18 protein-coding genes are annotated in these 23,057 nt (G+C 65.6%); 12 read left to right on the top strand and 6 right to left on the bottom strand.

The features are described 5' to 3' along the window. Nucleotides 1–184: 184 nt before the first annotated feature. Complete coding sequence (locus RZ1_RS21445) at nucleotides 185–1,033, bottom strand: ribonuclease HI (protein WP_072814537.1); 849 nt, start codon at nucleotides 1,031–1,033, stop codon at nucleotides 185–187. 180 nt (nucleotides 1,034–1,213) lie between these two features. On the opposite strand from RZ1_RS21445, the gene RZ1_RS21450 reads away from it, so the two are divergent. The 4 genes from RZ1_RS21450 to RZ1_RS21465 are packed head-to-tail and all read left to right on the top strand — an operon-like array spanning nucleotide 1,214 to nucleotide 7,081. Beyond that, nucleotides 1,214–3,283, top strand: a complete 2,070-nt coding sequence (locus RZ1_RS21450) for a hypothetical protein (protein ID WP_072814538.1) — start codon at nucleotides 1,214–1,216, stop codon at nucleotides 3,281–3,283. 2 nt (nucleotides 3,284–3,285) lie between these two features. Further along, on the top strand, nucleotides 3,286–4,899 hold the full coding sequence (locus RZ1_RS21455; RefSeq protein WP_072814585.1) for a class I SAM-dependent DNA methyltransferase: 1,614 nt from the start codon (nucleotides 3,286–3,288) through the stop codon (nucleotides 4,897–4,899). Beyond that, nucleotides 4,896–6,008, top strand: a complete 1,113-nt coding sequence (locus RZ1_RS21460; RefSeq protein ID WP_072814539.1) for a restriction endonuclease subunit S — start codon at nucleotides 4,896–4,898, stop codon at nucleotides 6,006–6,008. The genes RZ1_RS21455 and RZ1_RS21460 overlap by 4 nt, the downstream gene beginning before the upstream one ends. Further along, on the top strand, nucleotides 6,005–7,081 hold the full coding sequence (locus RZ1_RS21465) for a phospholipase D-like domain-containing protein (RefSeq protein ID WP_139281924.1): 1,077 nt from the start codon (nucleotides 6,005–6,007) through the stop codon (nucleotides 7,079–7,081). Before RZ1_RS21460 ends, RZ1_RS21465 begins: the two co-directional genes overlap by 4 nt. Before the next feature lie 423 nt (nucleotides 7,082–7,504). On the opposite strand, the gene rph is transcribed toward RZ1_RS21465, so the two are convergent. Beyond that, nucleotides 7,505–10,117, bottom strand: a complete 2,613-nt coding sequence (gene rph, locus RZ1_RS21470; protein ID WP_072814541.1) for a rifamycin-inactivating phosphotransferase — start codon at nucleotides 10,115–10,117, stop codon at nucleotides 7,505–7,507. A 319-nt stretch (nucleotides 10,118–10,436) separates the two neighbouring features. Here rph and RZ1_RS21475 point away from each other — a divergent pair, with 319 nt between their 5' ends. From RZ1_RS21475 to RZ1_RS21495, 5 genes are all read left to right on the top strand, one after another. Then, nucleotides 10,437–11,480 (top strand): LLM class F420-dependent oxidoreductase, encoded by a 1,044-nt coding sequence (locus tag RZ1_RS21475; RefSeq protein ID WP_072814542.1) that lies wholly within the window; start codon nucleotides 10,437–10,439, stop codon nucleotides 11,478–11,480. Between the two features lie 168 nt (nucleotides 11,481–11,648). Continuing rightward, nucleotides 11,649–12,368, top strand: a complete 720-nt coding sequence (locus RZ1_RS21480) for a PASTA domain-containing protein (RefSeq protein WP_238071644.1) — start codon at nucleotides 11,649–11,651, stop codon at nucleotides 12,366–12,368. After that, nucleotides 12,358–12,798, top strand: coding sequence for a DUF6508 domain-containing protein (locus tag RZ1_RS21485; RefSeq protein ID WP_072814543.1), 441 nt, complete (start codon nucleotides 12,358–12,360; stop codon nucleotides 12,796–12,798). The genes RZ1_RS21480 and RZ1_RS21485 overlap by 11 nt, the downstream gene beginning before the upstream one ends. An 861-nt stretch (nucleotides 12,799–13,659) precedes the next feature. Next, a complete protein-coding gene (locus tag RZ1_RS21490; protein ID WP_238071645.1) occupies nucleotides 13,660–14,178 on the top strand; it encodes an XRE family transcriptional regulator in 519 nt (172 codons plus the stop codon). Nucleotides 14,179–14,258: 80 nt separating this feature from the next. Further along, nucleotides 14,259–14,519, top strand: a complete 261-nt coding sequence (locus RZ1_RS21495; protein ID WP_244899372.1) for a HepT-like ribonuclease domain-containing protein — start codon at nucleotides 14,259–14,261, stop codon at nucleotides 14,517–14,519. A 48-nt stretch (nucleotides 14,520–14,567) separates the two neighbouring features. Here the strand turns inward: RZ1_RS21495 and RZ1_RS21500 are convergent, their stop codons facing one another. From RZ1_RS21500 to RZ1_RS21510, 3 genes are all read right to left on the bottom strand, one after another. Beyond that, complete coding sequence (locus RZ1_RS21500) at nucleotides 14,568–15,170, bottom strand: DUF2510 domain-containing protein (RefSeq protein WP_072814546.1); 603 nt, start codon at nucleotides 15,168–15,170, stop codon at nucleotides 14,568–14,570. Between the two features lie 136 nt (nucleotides 15,171–15,306). After that, a complete protein-coding gene (locus RZ1_RS21505) occupies nucleotides 15,307–15,975 on the bottom strand; it encodes a DUF4352 domain-containing protein (protein WP_072814547.1) in 669 nt (222 codons plus the stop codon). Nucleotides 15,976–16,016: 41 nt separating this feature from the next. Continuing rightward, nucleotides 16,017–16,496: a hypothetical protein gene (locus RZ1_RS21510; protein WP_083583830.1), complete on the bottom strand. Its 480-nt coding sequence runs from the start codon at nucleotides 16,494–16,496 to the stop codon at nucleotides 16,017–16,019. Nucleotides 16,497–16,631: 135 nt separating this feature from the next. Here RZ1_RS21510 and RZ1_RS21515 point away from each other — a divergent pair, with 135 nt between their 5' ends. Then, nucleotides 16,632–19,826 (top strand): type I restriction endonuclease subunit R, encoded by a 3,195-nt coding sequence (locus RZ1_RS21515; protein WP_072814548.1) that lies wholly within the window; start codon nucleotides 16,632–16,634, stop codon nucleotides 19,824–19,826. A gap of 140 nt (nucleotides 19,827–19,966) precedes the next feature. Next, nucleotides 19,967–20,326, top strand: a complete 360-nt coding sequence (locus tag RZ1_RS21520; RefSeq protein WP_083583831.1) for a CD225/dispanin family protein — start codon at nucleotides 19,967–19,969, stop codon at nucleotides 20,324–20,326. A gap of 197 nt (nucleotides 20,327–20,523) precedes the next feature. Here RZ1_RS21520 and RZ1_RS21525 read toward each other — a convergent pair whose 3' ends face one another. Further along, nucleotides 20,524–21,138: a dihydrofolate reductase family protein gene (locus RZ1_RS21525; protein ID WP_072814550.1), complete on the bottom strand. Its 615-nt coding sequence runs from the start codon at nucleotides 21,136–21,138 to the stop codon at nucleotides 20,524–20,526. Nucleotides 21,139–21,530: 392 nt separating this feature from the next. On the opposite strand from RZ1_RS21525, the gene RZ1_RS21530 reads away from it, so the two are divergent. Next, nucleotides 21,531–23,012 (top strand): class I adenylate-forming enzyme family protein, encoded by a 1,482-nt coding sequence (locus tag RZ1_RS21530; protein ID WP_072814551.1) that lies wholly within the window; start codon nucleotides 21,531–21,533, stop codon nucleotides 23,010–23,012. Nucleotides 23,013–23,057: the final 45 nt, after the last annotated feature.

Below are 23,057 nucleotides of genomic sequence, written 5' to 3' on the forward strand. Positions count from 1 at the left end.
ACTCCTTACGGCGAAAGGAATGTTCTCGAGCAGATGGATGATTACACAGAACAATGAGACATTCGCGCCAGAATGGTGAAACGGTCCACGAGCAGGACTGATGTGGTTAGCTGTCGTGCCGCCGCGTGCCGTGGCCGACGAAATCGTCGCAGTCTTCAGCATTCCGGCCGAGCGTGCGGTGGTCCTATGCGCTGTGCGGGTGGCCTTCGTGGAGGGACTCGACGATGTTGTCGGCGATCGCGGCCGCGACGTCCGGGGAGACGTTCGCCTCGTGACAACGCCGCGCCGCGACGGCGAGCCGGTGCGCGGCCTCGTTGAGCGCGTGACCGCAATGTCCGCGCACCCATGAGAACGTCACGTTGCGACCCTTGACGGCCTCGTGGATGCGGTCGACGACGGCCGCGACGGCGAGACGACCGTGATAGCGGCCGTCGAGGGCGGCGAGGGCGAGCCGGCTGTCGGTGAGGATGTGCAGATCGCGGTCGCGGAACCGGTCGATGCCCATCTCGATCGCCAGTAGTTCCCCTTCCAGGATCGACCGGGCCTCGGGTGCCATGTGCATGCGGCGACGTCCGGTTTCGGAGATGCAGCCCAATCCCGCGCCGCGCAACTTCCGGGCCTTGGACGCATCGGTGGCGACGAGCAGCGGCGGCAGCGCCGTCCGCGCGACCTCGCGCCGTTCCTGGTCCGCGGCGAGCAGGGCAGCGACGTGCTCGCCGATCGCGTCGGACGCGCGGCGCAGGAGCGTGCCGAACGGACCGAACGCGGTGTCGACGAACTCGACGGCCGGGAACGACGCCGACACGAACGTCAGATTGCGGCGCAGGCCCGCGTCGGAGAGATGGAGACGGACCGAGCTGTTGCGGACCTGCTCGTACAGGAACGCGAACGCGTCGAGCCCGGTCATGTTCCGGTCGATGTCGGTGTCGCAGTCGCGGGTGAACAGCCGGACGCCGTCGGAGGTGGCCAGGGCAGCGCACGTGACCGGGCCGAGATCGGTGCGGACCTGACGAATGTGGATGGCGGCGAGCATGGTGTTCCTCCTCGTTGATCGACTGGCACCCACCCTGCGGTACCAATACCGCCGCCCGCGAGCGTCGAGCCGATAACAGGGGATATCAGCCCTCCTCGCGGTCGTGTCGGTCCTCTCCAGTAGATTTCGCTGCGAACTCGGCAGGGGTTGCCGAGGTTAGCGAAAGGGGCCGACAACACCGTGCGTGACGAACCGGCCCTGCTACTCACCAAGACCGACATCGCCGCCCTTGCCGGCGTGAAACGCCCGGTGGTGTCCGTGTGGACCACGCGGTACCGCGGTACCGACCGGCCGTTCCCGCGACCCGTGCGGGTCGACGCCCGGCAGGAGAAGTTCGCCGCGCACGAGGTCGTCGACTGGCTCCGCGACCGCGGACTCGGCAACAACGACGCCCTCGCCGAGGACGTCGCGATCCACGCCGCGCTCGACCACCCCGCCGGCATCGACCCGGACACCGGGTTCGCCGGGCTCACCGCGCTGCTGTGCCTCGCAGCGCACCTCGGTAGCCCCCTCGCCGACCTCGACGACGAGGACATCCTCGACGAGGCCGACGAGTTCGACCCCGACGACGACTACCTGTACCGGGAGATCGCGGACCTGGGCGACCATCTCGCCACCTACGCCCGGCACGCCGACCGCATGGCCGACGCCGCCTACACCTCGGAACGCGCATTCGAAGCGATACTGGCACAACGTTTTCGGATCCCGCTGGCCGGACTGGCCGATTCGGCCCTCACCGACAGTGCCCTCGAGCTGTGCGTGCGGGTGGCGACGGCACTCGTCGCCGACGAGCGCACCGTGTTCGTCGACCCGTCGGCGGACGGCAGCGACCTGCTCGTCGCGCTGCGTCGCGTGCTGCCGGAGGGCACCGAACCGGTCGCCATCACCGGCCGCGCCGACACGCCGTCTGCACGGCTTGCCCGCCGGCGTCTCGCGATGCACAAATGGCGTCGCCACCCCGCGCCCGCAGAAGGGTTCGGCGCCGACTTCTCCGTCGACCGACCCGCGCTGTTCCTCACCCAGTACCCGGGCCCGGCCACGCGAGGAGTGTCCCCGGTCGAGGTGCTCACCGAGATCGACAACATCACGATGCAGATGGGCCACGACCACCTCGCGGTCGTCATCGCCCCCGCCGCGGTCCTCGTCGACGCGTTGCGGGACCGGGAGGCGTCGGCGATCCGATCCGGCATCCTGCGCTCGGATCGGCTGCGCGCCGCGATCCGGCTGCCGGAGGGGCTGCTGGTGACGCGACCCGGTACGGCGATGGCCTTGTGGGTGCTCGGCGCCGCCGACGAGCGTGTCGCACCCACGGATCTGTGGACGGTGCTCGCCGACGTCGGGCACCGCACCCTCGACCACGACACCATCGACGGTGTGGTCTCCGACGTCGTCGCGGCGATGGGTGCGTGGGATTCGGTGCGGGCGCACGCCTTCCGGTTCGGTGCGGTGTATCCCACGTCCAGGCTGCTCGCGGAGGACCGGCGCGGGCTCGTCGCCACCCGCACGGTGCCGCCCGCCGGGGGTGGCGCCGATATGGCGAGCCGGGCGATGCTGCTCGTCGATCGCGTCAACGACCAGTCAGGCAAGGTGTCCGGCGACCTGTCGCTCACCGTCGAATACCACCGCGCGGCGGCTGCCGCGTTGTCGACGGCCGGCGACCTCGTCGCGCAACGCAAGCTCTCGCTGGTCTCCGGCAACCGGATCGACGCCGACGACGTGCTCGCGGGTGGCCAGGTCCGGGTCATCGGTACCGAGGAGTTGCTGGGGCAGAAGAAGTTCGGTGAGCGGGGCGTGGACCGGCTGGTACACACCGCGAAGTATCCGAGCAGCCGCTACACCGAGCCCGGTGACATCGTCTTCTGCACCGCACCGCGATTCGGGATCACCGTCGACACCGACGGTGCGTCGCTCGTGCTCGCGCCCGCCCGCGTACTGCGGGTACGCAACGGCACCGTGAACGGTCTCGTACCCGGGCTCATCACACGTCACCTGCGGCAGCTCGCCGCGGACGACAAGCCGACCGGCGCGATCCGCGGCGGTCGACGCTGGCAGGACTGGACGGTCCCGGTGATCGCTCCGCAGCGGGTCGCGGCGGCCGAGACCGTTTTGGCCGAGTTCGAATCCCGGCGACACGACGCACAGCAGCTGCTCGACAGTTTGGATCTCTTGGCCGACACGATCATCGACGGCGTGACTCGCGGAGTCCTGTCCGTCGACATTGAACACGGGACAGTCCCGGAGGAAGGGTGAAGATGCCACCGAGGAAAAGGGCGACGGTCACGGCACCGTCGACGATGAAGGAACTGAAGGACACGCTGTGGAAGGCCGCGGACAAGCTGCGCGGGTCCATGGACGCGTCGCAGTACAAGGACGTCATCCTCGGATTGGTGTTCCTCAAGTACGTCTCCGATGCGTTCGACGAGCGGCGTGAACAGCTCGAGCAGGAACTCATCGCGGACGGACTCGACGACGAGGGCATCGCGTCGCTCATCGACGACCGCGACGAGTACCTCGGGTCGAGCGTGTTCTGGGTTCCGGAAGAGGCGCGCTGGTCGTATCTCGCGCAGAACGCCAAGGGAATCCAGGAATCCGGCGACGTCGAGGCCCGCACCGTCGGTGAACTGGTGAACGGCGCGATGCGCGGGCTGATGGCCGAGAACGCCACCCTCACCGGCACTCTGCCGATCATCTTCAACAACCCGAGCGTCGACCAGCGCCGCCTGGGTGAGTTGATCGACATGTTCAACGACACCCGCTTCACCGGCGAGGGCGCGCGGCGTGCGCGGGATCTGCTCGGTGAGGTGTACGAGTACTTCCTGGAGAAGTTCGCCCGCGCCGAGGGCAAGCGTGGCGGCGAGTTCTACACGCCCGCAGGCGTTGTGCGGGTTCTCGTCGAGATGCTGGAGCCGTACAACGGGCGGGTGTACGACCCGTGCTGCGGGTCGGGTGGCATGTTCGTGCAGGCCGAGAAGTTCATCGAGCACCACGGCGGCAACCCCGCCGACATTTCGGTGTACGGGCAGGAGCTCAACGAGCGCACGTGGCGGATGGCGAAGATGAACCTCGCGATCCACGGCATCACCGCACAACTGGGCCCGAAGTGGGAAGACACCTTCGCCCACGATGTGCACCCGGATCTGCTCGCCGATTTCGTGATGGCGAATCCGCCGTTCAACATCAAGGATTGGACGCGCCGCGAGGACGACAAGCGGTGGAAGTACGGTGTCCCGCCGTCCGGCAACGCGAACTACGCGTGGATTCAGCACATCCTGTCGAAGCTCGCCGAGCGCGGCAGCGCGGGTGTGGTGATGGCCAACGGCACCATGTCCTCGAATTCCGGTGGTGAGGGCGAGATCAGGGCACGACTGGTCGAGGCCGACCAAGTGTCGTGCATGGTTGCGCTGCCGACGCAGCTGTTCCGCAGCACGGGAATTCCGGTGTGTGTGTGGTTCTTCGCGAAGGACAAGGCGCCGGGGCCGAAGGGTTCGATCGACCGGCGCGGCCAGGTGCTGTTCATCGACGCCCGCAACCTCGGCTACATGGTCGATCGCGCGGAGCGAGCACTCTCCGACGACGACATCGCCAAGATCGCCGGCACGTTCCATGCTTGGCGCGGAACGGAATCCGCGAGCGGTGTCGAATACGCCGACGAGCCGGGCTTCTGCTATTCCGCAACGCTCGCCGAGATCAAGGAAGCGGACTACGCGCTCACCCCTGGCCGCTACGTCGGTGCCGCGCCGCTCGAAGACGACGGTGAACCGATCGAAGAGAAGATCGCGCGGTTGACGAAAGAACTGTACGAACAGTTCGACGAGTCGGCGCGGCTTCAGGCTGTCGTGCGGGAGCAGTTGGGGAGGGTCGGGTGAACAGCCTTCCAGCAGGGTGGGAGACAAGATACCTCGACGAGGTTGTTGAACTCAGACGTGGATTCGACCTTCCGACACGGGAACGGCGGGGTGGTACATATCCAGTTCTGAGCGCAGGAGTCACGGCAGGATGGCACGACGAGGGCCCCATCAAGGGACCTGGAATGGTTGTTGGTCGTGCAACGAACCTGGGAGTGCCGACGTGGTCCGACGGTGATTTCTGGCCGCTAAATACGACTCTCTACGTCTCTGACTTCAAGGAGAACTGCCCGCGGTTCGTGTTTCATCTATTTGAGAACATGGACTTGAGTGGTTTTGACTCAGGCAGCGTTCAGCCAATGTTGAATCGCAACTATATCGCCAAATTGAAAGTGTCGATTCCTCCTGTTGCTGAGCAGCAAGCGATTTCCGAGGTTCTCGGCGCCCTCGACGACAAGATCGCCGCGAACCGAAAGCTGGCTCAAACTGCGGATGAGCTTGCAGTCCAAACACTGCGCGAATGTGACGTTGCTCCGCTTATCGATTTGGTCGAGCATCGGCGGTCATCGCAGATGCCGTTGGAGTGCGGCGTGGACCGGGTAGCGCACTTCAGCCTCCCTGCATTCGACGAGGGTGAGTCACCCGAGGTCGTCGACCCGATGGAGATCAAGAGCTCCAAGTTCAGGGTCGAGGCACCATCGGTCCTGATCTCCAAGCTCAATCCTCGGTTTCCCCGGATTTGGGAGATTCCTGCAGTTCCAGAAATACCGGCGTACTCGTCGACCGAATTCCTTGTACTCGAACCGAAGTACGGTTCGACCTCAACGCTGTGGGCGGCGCTCCGCCAACCAGCGGTTACAAGGCAGCTCGAGTCGATGGTCGCGGGTACATCGGGGAGCCACCAACGCGTCAAGCCAGCAGATCTTCTCAGCGTGGACGTTCCGGACGTAAGGTCGATCAACGACCGGACGAGAAGTACCATCGACGGACTGTCTGCCGTGATCCACGCCGCACGTCGGGAATCGCAGAATATGGCAACCCTTCGCAATGCGCTCCTTCCGCGCTTGATGGCCGGCGAACTCCGAGTACGCGACGCGGAAGAGTTCGTCGAGGTAGTGCTGGGGCAATGACGGATACGGCGAGCCTCGGGCTCGAAGATCGAACTGCCCGGGTGATTGCGGGGCAGCGGGTGTGGGACGAGCTCACCCCACTCCTCGCGTCGCGCTCATGCACCCTCCTGGCGGCAATTGCGTACGTCGGTTCTCATGGTGGTGAGCTGATCAAGCTCGAGCGTGGCTCGTCCGTCATCGTCGATGCGAGCGTTTCGGCGGTGCGGGCAGGGTCGACCGACCCGAGCGTACTCGCTGAGTGGATCGGGGCGGGCGTAGGTGTGTATTCGTTGGAAGGCTTGCACGCCAAGATGATCCTTGCCGAATCTGCTGGTGGGTCCCGTCCCGCATTTCTTATCATCGGGTCCGCGAACCTGTCAGGATCCTCGGCGGCAAGGCTCACCGAGAGCGTCATTCTGACCGACAGTCGCGACTGCCTCGACGAGGCCCGAAGTGAACTGCTGGCGTGGAAGATACGAGCCGGCAAGCCGCTTACCCTCGAGGAAGTGCGCGCGCTCGGTGAGCACTATGGTGCGGACCGATCGCCAGGCCGGAAGAGATCCGAACAGGACGACACTCACGACGCAGCGACTCCGAGTGAGGAACTGCCGGGTTCAACCCCTGAGGCAAGCTCCGCATCGAGGCAGCGACCGACGCAGCTTCTGCTTGTAGGGCTCGGAGAAGAGTTCGATCCGCCGTCCGAAGTCATCTATCACCGGGATCGGCTTTCCGCTGAACTAGGCTGCGACGATGCGGATTCGGACTCGGTTCTTTTCGTGTTCCGTGATCAGAGCGACCCCGGGTGGCGTCTACCGCTTTCCCAGGGCGCCTATGTGATCGGCGTAGATGCAAGTGCAAGTGGACGCGTGACGAAGCAGACCGAGGTCGCACCGCCGGGACCGGTCGTCTATCTGTACGACGATGACGACGGAGATCGATACTGCTACTTGCACCTCACGGAGTCAGCGCGCGATGTGACGTGGGCAGACGTTACCGCGGCGCTCGAGCCGCTGGGAGAGAAGCCTGAGTTTGACCGCAACTATTTCCGCAAGTCCGCAGTCGACGCACTTCTGAGCCTCTGGCCTGAGTACTGAGAGGGACGATGAGTGTGGGTTCGCCGCCGGATTCCTCGGGCGAACCCACACCGTCGGTACTCTGGTGATTTGAGATTTCGGAGCCTCCCCTGGTCGCCGGCCATCGTCGAAATCGTCGTTACTCGAGTAAAATCGGGTGGGGAATGGCTGCGGCCCACCTGATGGCCTTCAGCTGGGTCTCCGTGAGGTCGATTCGATGCGTGCTCCCTCCGGAACGGTTCGCAGGAAGGATCGAACTGGGCCAGCTCCCCTCGCGGCGAACACACCTGGGTAGATCTCACATGTGGGATCGTCGGTAGAAATAGCACGGGTTCCCAACAACGGTGTACATCGAAAGTGCTCGCCATGTCCTTCTGGGTGGAGGCAGTTGACGTAGTGGCGGAATGGTTCGGAGGCATGAACGCTTTCCGTGTACGAGGCGGATCATTCCCCGAGGATCTCGACATACCCGTCTGTCCCGTTCACGCGGATCCGCTGCCCGTCGCGGATCAAGCTCGTGGCGTTTTCCACCCCCACGACCGCGGGTAGCCCGTACTCCCGCGCGATCACCGCGCCGTGCGTCATCAGACCGCCCACCTCCGTCACCAAGCCCTTGATCGCGACGAACAACGGTGTCCAGCTCGGGTCGGTGTAGGCGGTGACCAGGATGTCGTCGGCCTCGAGGTCGGCGTGCGCAATGTCCAGGACGACGCGGGCGCGCCCCTCGACGGTCCCGGACGACACCGCCATCCCGGCGAGCGCGCCCTCCGGTAGATCCTCGCGGCGGTAGGCCCCCGTGAGCGCTTCACCGTCCGACGTGAGCACTCGCGGTGCCCTCAGTGCCTGATACGTGCGGAACTCCTCCCGTCGCTCGTCGATCAACTCGTTGCGCTCACGCTGTGTCGCAACGAGATCGGCGAGTTCGTCGAACCTCAGGAAGAAGATGTCCTCCGGATTGCGAACAACACCGTTCCGGGCGAGACGGTCGGCCTCGCGCAGCAGTGCCTGCTTGTACACGAAGTAGCGGCACACCATCCCGTACTTCGGGTACTCCCGATACCCCGCGAACGTGCGGACGCGGTCGATCATGCGCTTCGTCTCGTCGGCCTTGGTCTGTCCATCGGGCAGGGCGCGCAATCGTTCCAGCACCTCGCGTTCCTTCTCCCGGGCATTTCGCACGCCCTGTCCGAATCGCATCGCGGCTGCGCCCGGCTCGAAACCCTTGATGTTTCCCAGGATCGGCGGCACGAGCGTCGTCGGAGATTCGCTCCAGCGGGGTCGGGTGATGTCGATCTCGCCGACACAGCGCACGCCGTACCTGGTGAGATAGACATCGATCGCCGCGCGTGCCTGGCTGCCCCCATCGAACTTCGCCAACTCGTCCAGGAACACATCGTCGTCGAAACCCGAATCCTCGACGTGCCGCAGGAACGCGACCACCTGCGGATACGGCCGGATCGCGTCGGCGACATCCAGCAACGCCAACCCCATCTCCGACGTCACGTTGTGCGGAACCGATTGTGTCAGAACGTCGGCCGCGTTCTGTTCGCCCAGCCACTCGGAGATCCGATCGTTCAGCCAATCGGCGGCGTCCATCCCGGTCATGATCAGCTGAAGACCTCGCGGATCGAACAGCACCCGCCTGAGCTCGCCGATATCGTCCCGGATGAAGTCGATCAGCTCCGTCCCGGACTTGGTTTCGATGTCGCGTTTCAAGACCTCGAGGGAGGCCTCGCTCTGCGCGATCAGTCCGGTGACGATCGCCGGATCCGCCGCGATCGGATCAGGAGCGCCGACCACCGGTGCAGCGACGGAATCCTCGTCCGGACGCTGCCGGACGAAACCACGGTCCACGGCGGTCTGCAGTGCGTCCCCGATGAGCGGATCGGACGTGCCCAACGCTGCCACCAGGGCCGCGCCGGACGTCGGTGACGAAAGCCTGTCGGTGACATCGACGAACAGCCGACCGCCGGCGTCGCGCATTGGTGCCCGACTCGTCATCTGCCAGAAGGACAGTCCGAGGGGCTTCATGGCATCGGTCATCATCTGCTGGTGCCCGACCGAGACGTAGACCCGGTTCTCGTCGTCGTCGGCGTTCGGGATCGGGATCGGGAAGAGAGTGGTGATCGGCCGGCTCTGCACGACACGGAAGCCGTCGTCGAGCAGACACCACTCGATGTCCTGCGGGCAGCCGAAGTGCGCTTCGATCCGCCGGCCCAGCTGCGCAAGCCGCACCGCCTGCGTATCTGTGAGAACCGGCCGGTTCTGCCGTTCCTGCGCGACCTCCCGCATCCGTGTCCCGCCCGACCGGCCGGCGACGAGGGCGCGCTGCTTGATCGCGATCGTCCGGCCGATCACCGCGTCGTCCCGCACCGTGTACACGTCGGGGTTGACCTGGCCGGAGACCAACGCCTCGCCCAGACCGAATCCGGCATCGATCGAGGTGACCGTCCGGTCGGACGTGACGGGATCGGCCGTGAACATGATCCCGGACGCCTCCGGGAACACCATCCGTTGCACGACCACAGCCATGTGCACCTTCCGGTGGTCGATCCCGTTGCGCAGCCGATAGGTGACTGCCCGGTCGGTGAACAGCGACCCCCAGCACCTGCGGACGTGCCGGAGCACCTGATCCGGCCCCACGACGTTCAGGTACGTGTCCTGCTGACCCGCGAACGACGCCGACGGCAGATCCTCCGCGGTCGCGCTGGACCGCACGGCCCACCCGGTGTGTTCACCCAGGCGCGCCAGCCCCCGCACGATCGCCGATGCCACCTCGTCCGGGACGACGCATTCCTCGATCGTGCGTCTGACCTGCGCGCTCACCGCACCGATCTGCTCACGATCATCCGGAGCGAGGTGTGCGAGCCGATCGAGCAGTGCGTCGAGCCCCGGGGCATCCGTCACGACTCGACGGAACGCCTCCGTCGTCACACAGAAGCCGTCCGGTACGGCGACACCGTCGATGCTCGACAGCTCGCCGAGGTTCGCACCCTTGCCGCCGACCAGCGCGATCTGCGCCCGGTCGATCTCCTCGAAGTCCAGTACATAGTCCATACCGCTGCCCCTCCCTGCTGGCTCCAGCGTGCTGCGGGCGATTATGAACCGAAAATCGGGACCTCATGAGGGCCGGGAATCGTGTATAGATTGGAGATGGGAACACGCCGCACGGTCGCGGTTCCCTCCCCGGAGTCACTTCCTCGAAAGCCCTGCTGTCGGCAGGCGGAACGCGTCGCACAGCGGACCATAGGCAGCGGCGAAGGAACTCATCGGCGATGCGTCCTTGCGTCGCGTCAGGCCAGGTGCTGAACTGCGGACGTAGATCGTGGCACGCGGATCCCTCGGCGGCACCGCTTAATTGGACGGGAGTTCCTCGATGCGAATCGGAACGATGATCACCTACAGCGGCGGGTTCGCCGAGACGGTCGCCGAGGTCGCCGATCTCGAACGCGCCGGCCTCGACATCATCTTCATGGCCGAGGCCTACTCGTTCGACGCCGTCAGCCAGCTCGGCTACCTTGCCGCGAAGACGACGCGCGTGCAGCTCGCGTCCGGGATCTTCCAGATCTACACACGCACCCCGTCGCTGATGGCGATGACCGCCGCCGGCCTCGATTACGTGTCCGACGGCCGATTCGTGCTCGGCATCGGGGCGTCCGGACCGCAGGTGATCGAAGGTTTCCACGGCGTGCCGTACAACGCGCCGCTCGGACGCACCCGCGAACTCGTCGACATCTGCCGGCAGGTGTGGCGCCGGGAACCGGTGCGTCACGACGGCAAGTACTACCAGATCCCGCTGCCCCCGGAGAAGGGCACGGGACTCGGCAAGCCGCTCAAGATCATCAATCATCCGATACGCGAACGCATCCCGATCGTCATCGCCGCACTCGGACCGAAGAACGTTGCCCTCACCGCCGAGATCGCCGAGGGCTGGCAGCCGGTGTTCTACAACCCGGAACGCGCGAACGACGTGTGGGGCGAGGCGCTCGCCAAGGGTAAGGTCGCGCGCGATCCTGCTCTCGGCGACCTCGAGATCTACGCAAGCCCCGCGCTTGCGATCGGCGACGACGTCGATCACCTGCTCGACCTGGTCAAACCCACCCTCGCGCTGTACATCGGGGGCATGGGCGCCCGCGGCAAGAACTTCTACAACGACCTCGCCTGTCGATACGGGTACGAGGCCGACGCAAAGGTCATCCAGGACCTGTACCTGGACGGGAAGAAGGACCAAGCCGCCGCGGCGGTGCCGGACGAGTTGGTGCGGGCGATCTCGTTGATCGGACCGGAGGGCTACGTGCGCGAGCGGGTCGCCGCGTTCGCGGAGTCCGGCGCGACGACCTTGAACGTCAAGTTCCTCGCCCCCGATTCGGCGGGACGTATCGAGCAGCTCGAGAAGCTTCGCGCCATCGTCGACGCGTGACACCGAAGGCCTGTCGGGTGCACAGGTGTTGTCGCGTTGTGTGTGAATCCTCGACGACAACTGCGCACTCGAGCTGGGCGTGCCGGTAACGGCAGGATCGCTAAGTTCGATCTGAGCGGGGAGGCGCACAGCACGCATGCGTGCCCTCGGACCGGTGAAGGAGTGCACGTGAAGGCCTACCTGAGGGTGCTCGCAGGGATGTTCGCGGGCATCACATTGTGGCTGGCTTTCGTGGAGCTGATCCACGGAAAGTTCTCGCCCGCCTTCATCCAGCTCGTGTTCGCCGCAGGACTTGCGTATCTCGCTGTCGGCAAACCTCTTCGGGACTATCGGGCGCGGAAGCGGACCGAATACGCGGGCCTGGCCGCCCGCGCGGAGGCCGGACACCGTGCATACCTGGCCGGGGACCCGGCCGCCTTCGCGCCGCCGCCCCCGACACCGCAGTCACCGAAGATCCGCAGAGGCGTCGTGATCGCGGCGCTCATCGCCGCAGCGTTCGTGATCTTCGGGATCATCTCCGACATCTCCGACGGACTCGACCCCCCGTCGGACGACGACGCCACGACCACCGCACCCACTACACCGCCGGAGACCTCGGGTCCTGTGCCCTCGACGAACTCCGTGGCGGCCACGACGAACCCGCCCCGTCCATCGGCGATGGCAGTCATACCGAACGTCGTGTGCATGAATCTTCAAGATGCACAGGACACGATCCAGGCGGCCGGCGTGTTCTATTCGAAAAGCGTCGACGCGACCGGTGCGGGCCGCGCCCAGGTGTGGGACCGGAACTGGATCGTCGTCGAACAGACCCCAGCGGCCGGTGTCGACATCGACGAGGGAGATGTAATCCTGTCGGTCGTCAAGGAGGACGAGCCCCATGGTTGCTGACTCCGGGCGCACCTCGGCCGGGCGGGTCTCGCCGGACGACATCCCGTTCCGTGACGCGCTTGCCGGCTTGACTGCGGACGACTGGGCCGAGCTGCGCGCGCTGGTCTCGACGATCGATGACCACCAGGCACCGTACGGCGAGTCCGACGGATCGCCGTTCGGAGGCCCCGTCGTCACCGAGATGATGCGTTTCGTCGATGATCGCGGTCTGATCGTTTCGTTCGATTGGCCTGCTTGGGAAGGGAAGTCGATCGTCGAACGAGTTGATTCGGCTGCGCTCGCCGGTGCATCCGCGGAGGACTGTCTGCGGACCCTGACTGTTCTTTCTCGCGCCGACCGATTTGCTCTCGGCACTCTCGTCGAGGCATTCGACCGGGGACTGGTCCGGACGTTGCTGCATCGCCTGCTCGAGACCACCGGCAACGCGTAGGAAGCGGACGCCCTGCGGGCGACTGCCTCGACCGAGCGGAGACCCTGCGGGTCCCTGAGTCTGCTCGGGCCCCTTCCCCAACGCTGCCCGGTCGACATACCCCGATAGACCGTCTCGGCCAGCACTTCTGGCCCCACGTCGTGTGGTGACGTGTGGCTTCGGCTGGACCCGGTCGTTCGTGTCAACCCGTGCGATCGGGTGCTCCGCCACCAGCTGCGGAGACTGAAGGTACTGGTGCCCTGTCGGTTTCGGGGGTTCGGCTCCATGGCCGAAGACCCGCAGCGGCGATGCGCTGACGTCGGACTACGGGAGCGTAGCGACGGACACGTCATGCCTCGGCTACCGGAACGGCCCTCGTGCATTTCCGTGCAGAAGAAACGCCTGTGGCCCCTCGACCGGTGGGGTCGAAGGGTAGAAGAGTCAGGACGTCGACAGGGGATCGAGCGGAGTCGCTCGTCGATTCACGCCGCGGTCGGGCGCGTGGATAGAATCCAGCCTACGGTGCATGACAGCCTCGCTTCTGTCTTGTGCCCAGACCCCGGATCGGTGTTGGCGCACCGGCCGGGGTCGACCTGTTTTCAGGTGATCTTGGGATGGTGCCACGCGCGGTCGGGGCGGTCAACTCGAACGGCTGTTCTATGAGTGTCGGCGTGTCGCGGTCGGAGTGCCGGCGTGGAAGTTCGGCGACGCCCCCGCCCGAGCGAATGTACCGCTCGTCTCCTTGGATCGACGGAATGTACCGTTCGCTCGGAAACGTTGCGCCCGCAAGGCAAATAATCGCGTCGGCCGCACCATATCGGAGATGCAAGTTGCGGGGTTCGCCGTCGACCCGCCGCTCCCGCGAATCGGAGCGTGCGCTGCGTGCACCTGGTGCGATTCCGACCGTTCACAGCGATAACAGAAATTGTTATCGTGGTCCTTGTGGCGGCAACATTCGGTGAATTCGTTCGGTTGCGCAGAGCGCTTCTAGGGTTGTCCCAACGCGCCCTCGCCGACCGAGCCGGTGTCAAGCAACCTCTCATCGCTGCCATCGAAACGGGGCGCCGTGAACCGTCCGAATCTGCCCGATCCGCGTTGACCACGGCCTTGGCGATGCGTCCGTCGGTTGCATTGGCTGCGCGTCGAGACGAGGTGAGGGAGTGCTTTGCCCGAGCAGGACTTCCCGCGCCGCAGATCTTCGGATCGGTCGCACGCGAAGATGACGACACGACGTCCGACCTCGACCTCATCGTCGAGTTCACCGATAACCACGACATCGTGGATCTCTTGGTGCTGCAGCAGGAACTCGAGGATCTGCTGACGGTTCGCGTGGACATCGTGGACGGCCGGTCGCGCGGGTCTGCTGCAGCGGCCGCGCGGGCAGAAGCGGTCGCGTTGTGACCGAAGATGATCGGGGTCGTCGGCTCCTCCGAGATCTCGAGGGCTTCGTCGCCGATGCCTCCTATACGGTCGGCCTCGGTTTGGATGCCTACCTCGAGGAGGGTGGAGCCGGCCGAGTTCTCAGGAACAACGGCCGTCACATCCTCGTTCAGGTGGCCACGGTTGTCGAGAAGCTTCCGGTCGCGTTCAAAGAGGCTCACCCCCAGATCGATTGGGTTGCGATCGGGTGGATGAGAAACCTGATCGCCCACCACTACGACAAGGTGAACGATCGGCTTGTCTTCACCACCCTGGCAACCCGCATCCCAGAGCTTGCCCGTGACCTCGAGTTGGGTGAGTGACCGAAGTCGTAGCGGGAGTCTTCGCGATGAGGGTGCGGACGACGTTTACTACGGTGCCCCGAACCCGTACGTGAACTCCTCCGTCGACCAGTTCATCGTCGCGTGGTACTTGTAACCGCGCATGCGTCCGTCGCCGATGTCCTCGGTGGCGACGAAACATTCGAAGACCGTGGTCGTTTCGGTGAGGTTGTCGGTCGAGCCTCCGTTGGTGGGGGAGCACGACACGTTCAGCACCGGTCCGTCGTACATGCCGTTGTTCACATGCTCGTTCGCCATCGTTTCGATGCTCGATTCGATCTGGGCGACACTCAACTGCCGCGAGAGGCGTTCGGCGGCAGCGCGCTTCTCCTGTTCGGCCTTCTCCGCGGCCACGCGTTCGGCCTCCCTGTTCGCGGCCTCCTCCGCGGCGGCGACCTGCGCTGCGACCTGCGCGTCATGGTTGACCTTCCACGCCACCGTCCCACCCGCCGCGCCGACCGCGAGGACGACAAGGCCGATGATGATCGGCTTCTTCGGAATCCGCCGCGTGGGTTTGTTCGACGACGCGTCGGGGGCGGGCAGGTCGAGCCACTCGGATCCGTTCCAGAAACGCTGTCCACCATCGGGGTTCGGATACCATCCGGCGGGAGCGGGAGTTTTGTCGTCGGTCATTGTCGGATTTCCTTTCGGGAGGCGATGGGGTGTGGTGTCTCCGTTGGGCGGTGGGAACGGCCGAAAGGAGACACGGGACGGTGACGCCTCCCGGTGCGCCCGACCCCTCTCGGGCGCACCGGTGGCTACGGGTGACCTACCGCAGGGAGACGGTCACGCCACCCGAGAACATGGAGTCGTGCAGTTCGATTGCGTCCGGCACCGCGCCGGCGGGCATGTCGAACACAACCGGCATCGTGACGGTGTTGCCCGGGTTGATCTCGTCCCAGAACGCGACGTCCGTGTCGAGGTTCAACGCCGCCGACGTGTCGGGGCTGAACTCGCGTCCCTGCGCGTCGATCAGCTTCTGATCGCTCGGGCTCAGGCCCTTCGGTGCGTCGGAGATGTTGGTGACCGTCATCGTGACGATCACGAACCGTCCCTGCGCCTCCTCGGCAAGGAACGGATTGTCGCCCAGCGACGCCAGGCCCGCCTCCACGCCGGTGACGACGAACTCGAACTTGCCGTCACGGACCGGGGTGTTCATCGCGGCGGCCGTATCCTCCTGCACGGGCGCGGCAGCCGGCGAATCCGCCGCTCGGGCCGGGCTGTCCGACCCCGACGGCTTGTCATCCCCGCCGCCGGCCACGGACGCGACGACGAAGACCGCGACGATGCCGCCGACGATCCACGGCCACTTCCGCTTCTTCTTCGGCTGCGGTGCCGGCGGGTATCCGGCGGAAGGCTGCCACCCGCCCGGCTGCTGGGGCGCGTAGTTCGGGTTCGGGGGCTGGATACGCGGATCGGGCTGATGGGGAGTGGTCATGGCACAACTCGATTCTCGAGGAAGGGGGAGGGGAGTAGGGGTCAGCGGCCGAGAGTGAGATGCACTCCGGTTTCTGCATCGGTCTCGTCGAACGACACCGACCCGCGGTGGGTGATCTGCACGGCGTAGCCGGACGCTCCGTGCGGGACGTCGGGCACCGCGAAGAAGAAGGTGCAGAAGTTGCCCTCGCGGACGCTGCGGGTGAGCAGCCCGGTACTGAGGACTGCTCCGTCCCTGTCGGAGACCGAGACGGAGGCACCGGGCGCGACGTCGTCGAATCCGCGGTCGCCCGCACATTCGAAACCCGGGACGGCACTGTCCGCCGCGCCACCGATGACCGTGAGCGTGCCGTTCACCTCGAACACGCTGGTCGCGGGCAGCCGATCGGAAAGGAGGGAGCCGGTCGCGATCACTCCCGCGACGACCGTCGCGGCGCACACGCCCACCGAAAATCCGGGCCAGAACCGCCCGTCGGTCTGCGGAGCGAACTCGACGGGTGCCGGAGCGAACTGAGTGGTCACGGCGACCTCCTGGGCTGGGAACGGAACGATTCGATCGTCGGTCCATGCCAGGTCGCAGGACAGTTCTCGGCCGATAATCCCGGTTATCGCCCGGTACCCTCGCCCCGGTGTTGCCGACCTTCTAAGTTGTTGTGCATGGCAGACGTTCTGGATTTCACCGGACACCTCAGCGAATCGTCGTGGGAGCACATGGCCCTCGACACCCTCGGCGAGCTCGGCTGGCAGTACCTGCCCGGCAGCGTCATCGCCCCGGGCACCGGTGAACGCGCATCGTGGGACGACCTGCTCGTCCCCGCCCGGCTGCGCACGGCGATCGCCACGCTCAATCCCGGACTGCCCGCTGCCACGGTCGACGAGGCCGTCGCGTTCATCGGCACCGCCACTTCCACGGACGCCATCGCCGAGAATCGGGTGATCCACACCTACCTCACCGAGGGCCTGCGGGCCGTGTCGTACGTCGACGACACCGGCGTCGAGATCACCCCGACCATCCGGCTCCTGTCGACCGATCCCGACGAGAACGACTGGTTCGTCGCGAGCCAGGTCACCGTGATCCGCGGCGACTACGAGCGCCGCTTCGACCTCGTGCTGTACCTCAACGGAATGCCGGTCGCCGTCGCTGAACTGAAGAACGCCGGCAGCGAATATGCCGGTCTCACCGACGCACACGCTCAGCTGCAGACCTACCTGCGTGAGTTCCCGCTCGCATTCCGGTACGCGGTGATCGGGCTCGTCTCCGACGGCATCAGCGCCTCCTACGGAACCCCGTTCACCCCCTTCGAGCACTACTCGCCGTGGAACGTCGACGACGACGGCAAACCCGTCGAGTTCACCGGCGACAATCATCCGCTCGACGTCGCCCTGTTCGGATTGTTCAACCAGGAACGTTTCCTGCAACTACTCCGCAACTACACCGCGTTCGACGAGAGCGAAGACGGACTCGTCAAGCGAATCGCGAAGCCACACCAGTACTTCGCCGTGGCGAAAGCGGTCGGATCCACGGTGGTGGCGGTCGAATCCGAAGGCAAGGCCGGCGTCGTCTGGCACACGCAGGGTTCCGGCAAGTCCATGGAGATGGAGCTCTACGCCAACCAGGTGATCCGGCATCCCAAACTCGCCAACCCGACGATCGTGGTGATCACCGACCGCAACGAACTCGACGGCCAGCTCTACGAAGCCTTTTCGCGATCCCGGCTGCTTCCCGAACATCCCCGGCAGATCCGCCGCCGCGAAGAACTGCGCAGCGAACTGTCGGGTCGTACCACCGGCGGCATCTACTTCACGACCCTGCAGAAATTCGGGAAGAGCCGCGAGGAACGTGAGACCGGCCGTAGCCATCCGCAGCTCTCGGACCGCCGCAACATCATCGTCATCGTCGACGAGGCCCACCGCAGCCACTACGACGACCTCGACGGCTATGCCCGTCACCTGCGCGACGCGTTGCCGCACGCGACCCTCATCGCCTTCACCGGAACCCCGATCTCGTTCGAGGACCGCAACACCCAGGCCGTGTTCGGCGACTACATCGACGTCTACGACCTGACCCGCGCCGTCGAGGACGGCGCCACTGTGCCCGTGCACTTCGAAAGCCGGCTCGTGAAGGTCGCTTTCGCGGGTGAGGTCACCGAGGAACAGATCGACGCGTCCGCCGACGAAGTAACCGCGGGGCTCGACGACACCGAACGGGCCCGCATCGAGAAGTCCGTCGCCGTCATCAATGCGGTGTACGGGACGCCGGCGCGACTGCAGGCGCTCGCCGCGGACCTCGTCGCGCACTGGGAGAACCGCCGAACCGAGATGGCGAAGTTCGTCGGATCCGACGACAACCCGACCGCCCCCGGCAAGGCGATGATCGTGTGCGCGACCCGCGAGATCTGTGCCAACCTCTACCGTGAGATCGTGACGCTGCGGCCGGACTGGCACTCCGACGACATCTCCACCGGTCGCATCAAGGTTGTGTACTCCGGCGATGCATCCGACACCCCGCCGATCAGCAACCATGTCCGACGCGACTCCGCGAATGCCGCGATCAAGAAGCGGCTCAAAAACATCGACGACGAACTCGAACTCGTGATCGTCAAGGACATGATGCTCACCGGGTTCGACGCGCCGCCGCTGCACACCCTCTACCTCGACCGGCCGCTCAAGGGTGCGCTGCTCATGCAGACCCTCGCGCGCGTGAACCGCACCTTCCGTGGCAAGCGCGACGGCCTGCTCGTCGCGTACGCGCCCGTCGCGGACAACCTCGCAGACGCGCTCGCCGAATACACCGCCTCGGACCGCACCACCAAACCGCTCGGCAGGCCGGTCGCCGAAGCCGTCGATACGGTCAAGAACACCCTCACGAAACTCGGAAACATGCTGCACGGGTGCGACTGGCAGGCGCACCGCAACGCCGTCGGGCAACGCGGCTGGCTCGACATCGTGTTCGCGACGGTCGCCTACCTACGAGATCCGAAGAATCCCGAGAACAAAGTCGAGGACGGTCGCGAGACCCTCGCCGCGCGATACCGCAAGCACGCGTCGCAGCTGTCGCGGGTGTGGGCGATCTGCAGCGGACACGAGGACGTGCGGTCCCTCGCCGGCGACGCCCGGTTCTTCGAGGAAGTCCGCGTGTACATGGCGAAGTTCGACGCCGCGGACCGGCAGGCGCGGGGCGTCGCGGTCCCCGAGGACGTCAAACGAGCACTGCGGGCGCTCATGGCCGCATCCGTCGAATCCGGTGAGGTGCTCGACATCTACGACGCGGCGGGCATGCCGAAGCCGTCCCTGGCCGATCTCAACGCCGACTTCCTCGAACGCACGCTGCAGGCGAAGAATCCGACGCTGGCAATCGAAGCGCTCCGCAAGCTGGTGGCCGAGGAGTCACGAAAGGTGGCCCGGCACAACCTGGTCCGCCAGCGGGCGTTTTCGCAGAAGCTGCAGGAACTGATGATCAAGTACACCAACAGCCAGCTCACCTCCGCGGAGGTGATCGCCGCGCTCGTCGAGGTCGCCAAGGAAGTGCAGGCCGAATCGCAGCGCGGGCAGCGGTTCGATCCGCCGCTCGGCGACCACGAGTTGTCGTTCTACGACGCCGTTGCCCAGAACGAGTCGGCGCTGCACGACATGGGCGAGGACACGCTTGCCCAGATCGCGCGGGAACTCGTCGGGGTCATGCGCCGCGACGTGAAGACCGACTGGAAGGTCCGCGAGGACGTCAAGGCGAAGCTGCGGTCGCAGGTCAAACGGTTGCTGACACGCTACAAGTACCCACCGGACCGCCAGCCCGCCGCGATCAAGCTGGTGCTCGAGCAGATGGAGGCGATCGCGCCGACCATGGCCGCCTAGCGTGCCGTGCGCCTTTCTGGCGCCGGGAGGCACCAAAAAGGCGCACGGCACCGGGAACATTTCGCAACTGCGCCGCATCTCATCGTCAGGTGGGTTCACAGAAGGACCCGCCGACAGGCGATCGGCGACACGGAGGCGACATGACTCATCAGGTCCAGAACATTCGGCCCGGCGGATTCCAGTACAACGCCCCCGTCGAGCAGGTCCGCCCGGCGCTGCCGCCGCAGAACACCGGCTGGGCGGTCGCGGCATTGATCTTCTTCTGGCCGCTGGCGTTCTCGGCGTTCTCCCATTCGGCGAAGGTGTACCCGCTGTGGGCGATGGGCGACTCCGCGGGTGCGCAGGCGGCGTCGGACAGCGCGAAGCGGCTCGGCAGGATTGCGCTGCTCGTGTGGGCGGTGCTCGTGGTGCTGATCGTCGTGCTGTACGTGGCGATCTTCGCCGCGGCCATGTCGGCCGTGAACGATCTCCCGACGTACTCGGACTACTCGTACCGCTGACCTGGGGCGGGTCGGCATCCACGTCGACCGTCCGTGCCGGGAGGTCCGGCCGGCCGATGCCGGGAGGGGTCCGGTCGCTCCGGGCGATCCGGTCGGGAACATCAACGGTTCGGCAGCTCACCGGGTTCGTGCTCGCGGAGGGGTGACCACGAACCCGGGGTGTGCTGTGGACTACCGAGTTCCCGACCGGATCGATTTCACTCCACTTCCATCGTGCCGAATTCGGCACGCCCGGTCCGCCGGTACACGGCGATGATCACGCCGTTGCTGGTGCTGCGTGTCTCGACGAGAGACATGCCGGTATCGAGACCGCGCTCGGCGAACAGCCGCCGGCCCTGCCCGACGACGACCGGGAACGTCAACAGGTTGTATTCGTCCACGAGATCGTATTCGTGGAGTGTGCGCACGAGGCCGAGACTGCCGTGCACCTGTAGTTCGCGTCCGGGACGGCTCTTCAGCTCGGCTACGGCGGAAGCGATGTCGCCGTCCAGCACGGTGACCGGCCCCCATTCGGGGTCTTCGAGCGTGGTGGAGGCGACGTACTTGGGCAGCGTGTTGAGACGGTGTGCGACGAGTTCGTCCGGGTCGGTCGCGTTCGGCCACGAGGCGGCGAAGATGTCGTATGTGCGGCGGCCGAGCAGGAACGCGTCGACCCGGCCGAACACTTCGTCGATGAAGGCGCCGGTGTCGTCGTCGAAGAGCGGCACCACCCAGCCGCCTCGTTCGAAGCCTCCGCTGCGATCCTCATCGGGTCCGCCGGGGCCCTGCGCCACGCCGTCGATCGAGACGAACGCGGTCACGGTCAGTTTCATCCGCTTTCTCCTTGACGTCCTTGGTGGGCGACTTGAATCCCGTTGTCGTAGGTTCGGGCTGCCCGGGGACTTGCGGTGTGGCTTCCCCATTTTCGCCTATCGAACCCTCGGAAGGGTATGGCCGCCGCAGCGTCCTCGACGACTCGACCGATCATCGATAGAGGCCGATCATCGAGAGAGGCGACGCGAGCGCTGTTCGAGGACACGACGGAGATGGACGAGATCCCTCACGCGGTTACGCGACCGTCGGTGCGGCGCCGGGTTCGCGGAATCCCGCTTGTGCTTTGTGCACAAAAAGGAAGGAAAGTCTGACCTTGCCGCATATGGTCCAGGTCACATAAGGCTCATAGCCTCTAGACAAGTCATTGCACACCTGTCTCGAGGAACCCTCCATGAATTTGCCTGGCCTGCCGGACTATCGCGCTACATGCAATCGGTACGATGCCTGCATCGCCGACGAGCACACGACTCTGTCGAATGGGGATTTCGCGCAGCGAGTCCGCGCGACCGCGACCCAATTGCACCAGCTCGGTGTGGTTCCCGGCTCGGTGGTGGCGGTGCAACTGCGCAACCGCGTCGAGCTGATCGTCGTTCTGTTCGCCGGGTGGCGTCTCGGCGCGGCGGTGACCCCGGTCAATCCGAACCTGACCGACTTCGAAACCGAGCACCAGCTGCGTGATTCCGGTGCGGTCGTGTTGGTCGGCGATGCCCGCCCGCTGCCGTCCTTCGATGGTGCCTATCTCGACGTTGCAGACCTTGCCACCACCGTCGATGTCGGTGCGCCGGACTCGGTGCACAACCCCGACGGGCAAGAGCTGGCGCTGTTGATCTACACCAGCGGGACCACCGGCGCCCCGAAGGGTGTCATGCTCACCCACGGCAACCTGCTGGCGATGTGTGACAGTGTGGTCGAGGCATTCGAGATCGTTCCCGACGATCACTGTCTACTGGTGCTGCCGCTGTTCCACGCCAACGCGATAGTGCTCAGCACCCTCACCCCGCTGCTGGTCGGGGCGCACACCACCATCGCAGCGAAGTTCTCGGTCGACACCTTCTTCGACATGGTCGAAAGATACAGGCCCACCTACTTTTCCGCGGTTCCCACGATCTACGCGATGCTCGATGCGCTCGATGCGGGCATCGCGCCGGATATGTCCTCGGTCCGCTTCGCGATCGGTGGTGCGGCCCCGATGCCGGCCGAGTTGATCGAGCGCATCGAACGCCGCTACGGGTTCCCCCTCGTCGAGGGGTATGGGCTCTCGGAGGGGACCTGCGCCTCGGCGATCAACCCGCTGCGCGGTCCCCGCAAACCGGGTACCGTCGGCCTGCCTCTGCCCGGACAGCGAGTCGAGATCGCCGCGCCCGACGGCTCGGCGGTGCCCCCCGGGGAAACCGGGGAAGTGGTGATCAGCGGACCGAACGTGATGGCCGGCTATCTCGGCAAAACCGAGGAAACAGCGAAGACGATCGTCGACGGGCGTCTGCACACCGGCGACGTCGGGTATCTCGATGACGACGGATACCTGGTGTTGGTCGATCGCATCAAGGACATGATCATCCGGGGCGGAGAAAACCTCTACCCCAAGGAGATCGAGACGGCCCTCTACCATCACGAGGACGTTCTCGAGGCGGCCGTCATCGGAAAACCGGATCCGATCTACGGCGAGGTGCCGGTGGCCTACGTCAGTCTCCGGCCGGGCTCGACGCTCACCAGCGACGACCTGTTCGATGTGTGCCGAAAGTCTTTGTCCAAGTTCAAACTCCCAGTGGACATCATCATCCGCGACGACCTGCCGAAGAACTCCGTCGGCAAGCTGCACAAGCCGGCACTGCGCGCCGAACACCGCAGCGCCACATCCGCTTCGGCTTCCTGACGGCAGCTCTTCTTCGAATCATTGCCCAGCCGGCCATCGTCGAAG

Origin of the sequence: Rhodococcus zopfii NBRC 100606 = JCM 9919 (genome assembly GCF_001895025.1) — a bacterium.
Lineage (GTDB): Bacteria > Actinomycetota > Actinomycetes > Mycobacteriales > Mycobacteriaceae > Rhodococcus > Rhodococcus zopfii.

Excerpts from the sequence above, each read along its gene's own strand:
- RZ1_RS21500 (WP_072814546.1), bottom strand. The coding sequence starts at position 15,170 with ATGACCGACGACAAAACTCCCGCTCCCGCCGGATGGTATCCGAACCCC.
- RZ1_RS21475 (WP_072814542.1), top strand. The coding sequence starts at position 10,437 with ATGCGAATCGGAACGATGATCACCTACAGCGGCGGGTTCGCCGAGACG.
- RZ1_RS21465 (WP_139281924.1), top strand. The coding sequence starts at position 6,005 with ATGACGGATACGGCGAGCCTCGGGCTCGAAGATCGAACTGCCCGGGTG.
- RZ1_RS21530 (WP_072814551.1), top strand. The coding sequence starts at position 21,531 with ATGAATTTGCCTGGCCTGCCGGACTATCGCGCTACATGCAATCGGTAC.
- RZ1_RS21485 (WP_072814543.1), top strand. The coding sequence starts at position 12,358 with ATGGTTGCTGACTCCGGGCGCACCTCGGCCGGGCGGGTCTCGCCGGAC.
- RZ1_RS21520 (WP_083583831.1), top strand. The coding sequence starts at position 19,967 with ATGACTCATCAGGTCCAGAACATTCGGCCCGGCGGATTCCAGTACAAC.
- rph (WP_072814541.1), bottom strand. The coding sequence starts at position 10,117 with ATGGACTATGTACTGGACTTCGAGGAGATCGACCGGGCGCAGATCGCG.
- RZ1_RS21445 (WP_072814537.1), bottom strand. The coding sequence starts at position 1,033 with ATGCTCGCCGCCATCCACATTCGTCAGGTCCGCACCGATCTCGGCCCG.
- RZ1_RS21525 (WP_072814550.1), bottom strand. The coding sequence starts at position 21,138 with ATGAAACTGACCGTGACCGCGTTCGTCTCGATCGACGGCGTGGCGCAG.
- RZ1_RS21455 (WP_072814585.1), top strand. The coding sequence starts at position 3,286 with ATGCCACCGAGGAAAAGGGCGACGGTCACGGCACCGTCGACGATGAAG.
- RZ1_RS21505 (WP_072814547.1), bottom strand. The coding sequence starts at position 15,975 with ATGACCACTCCCCATCAGCCCGATCCGCGTATCCAGCCCCCGAACCCG.
- RZ1_RS21515 (WP_072814548.1), top strand. The coding sequence starts at position 16,632 with ATGGCAGACGTTCTGGATTTCACCGGACACCTCAGCGAATCGTCGTGG.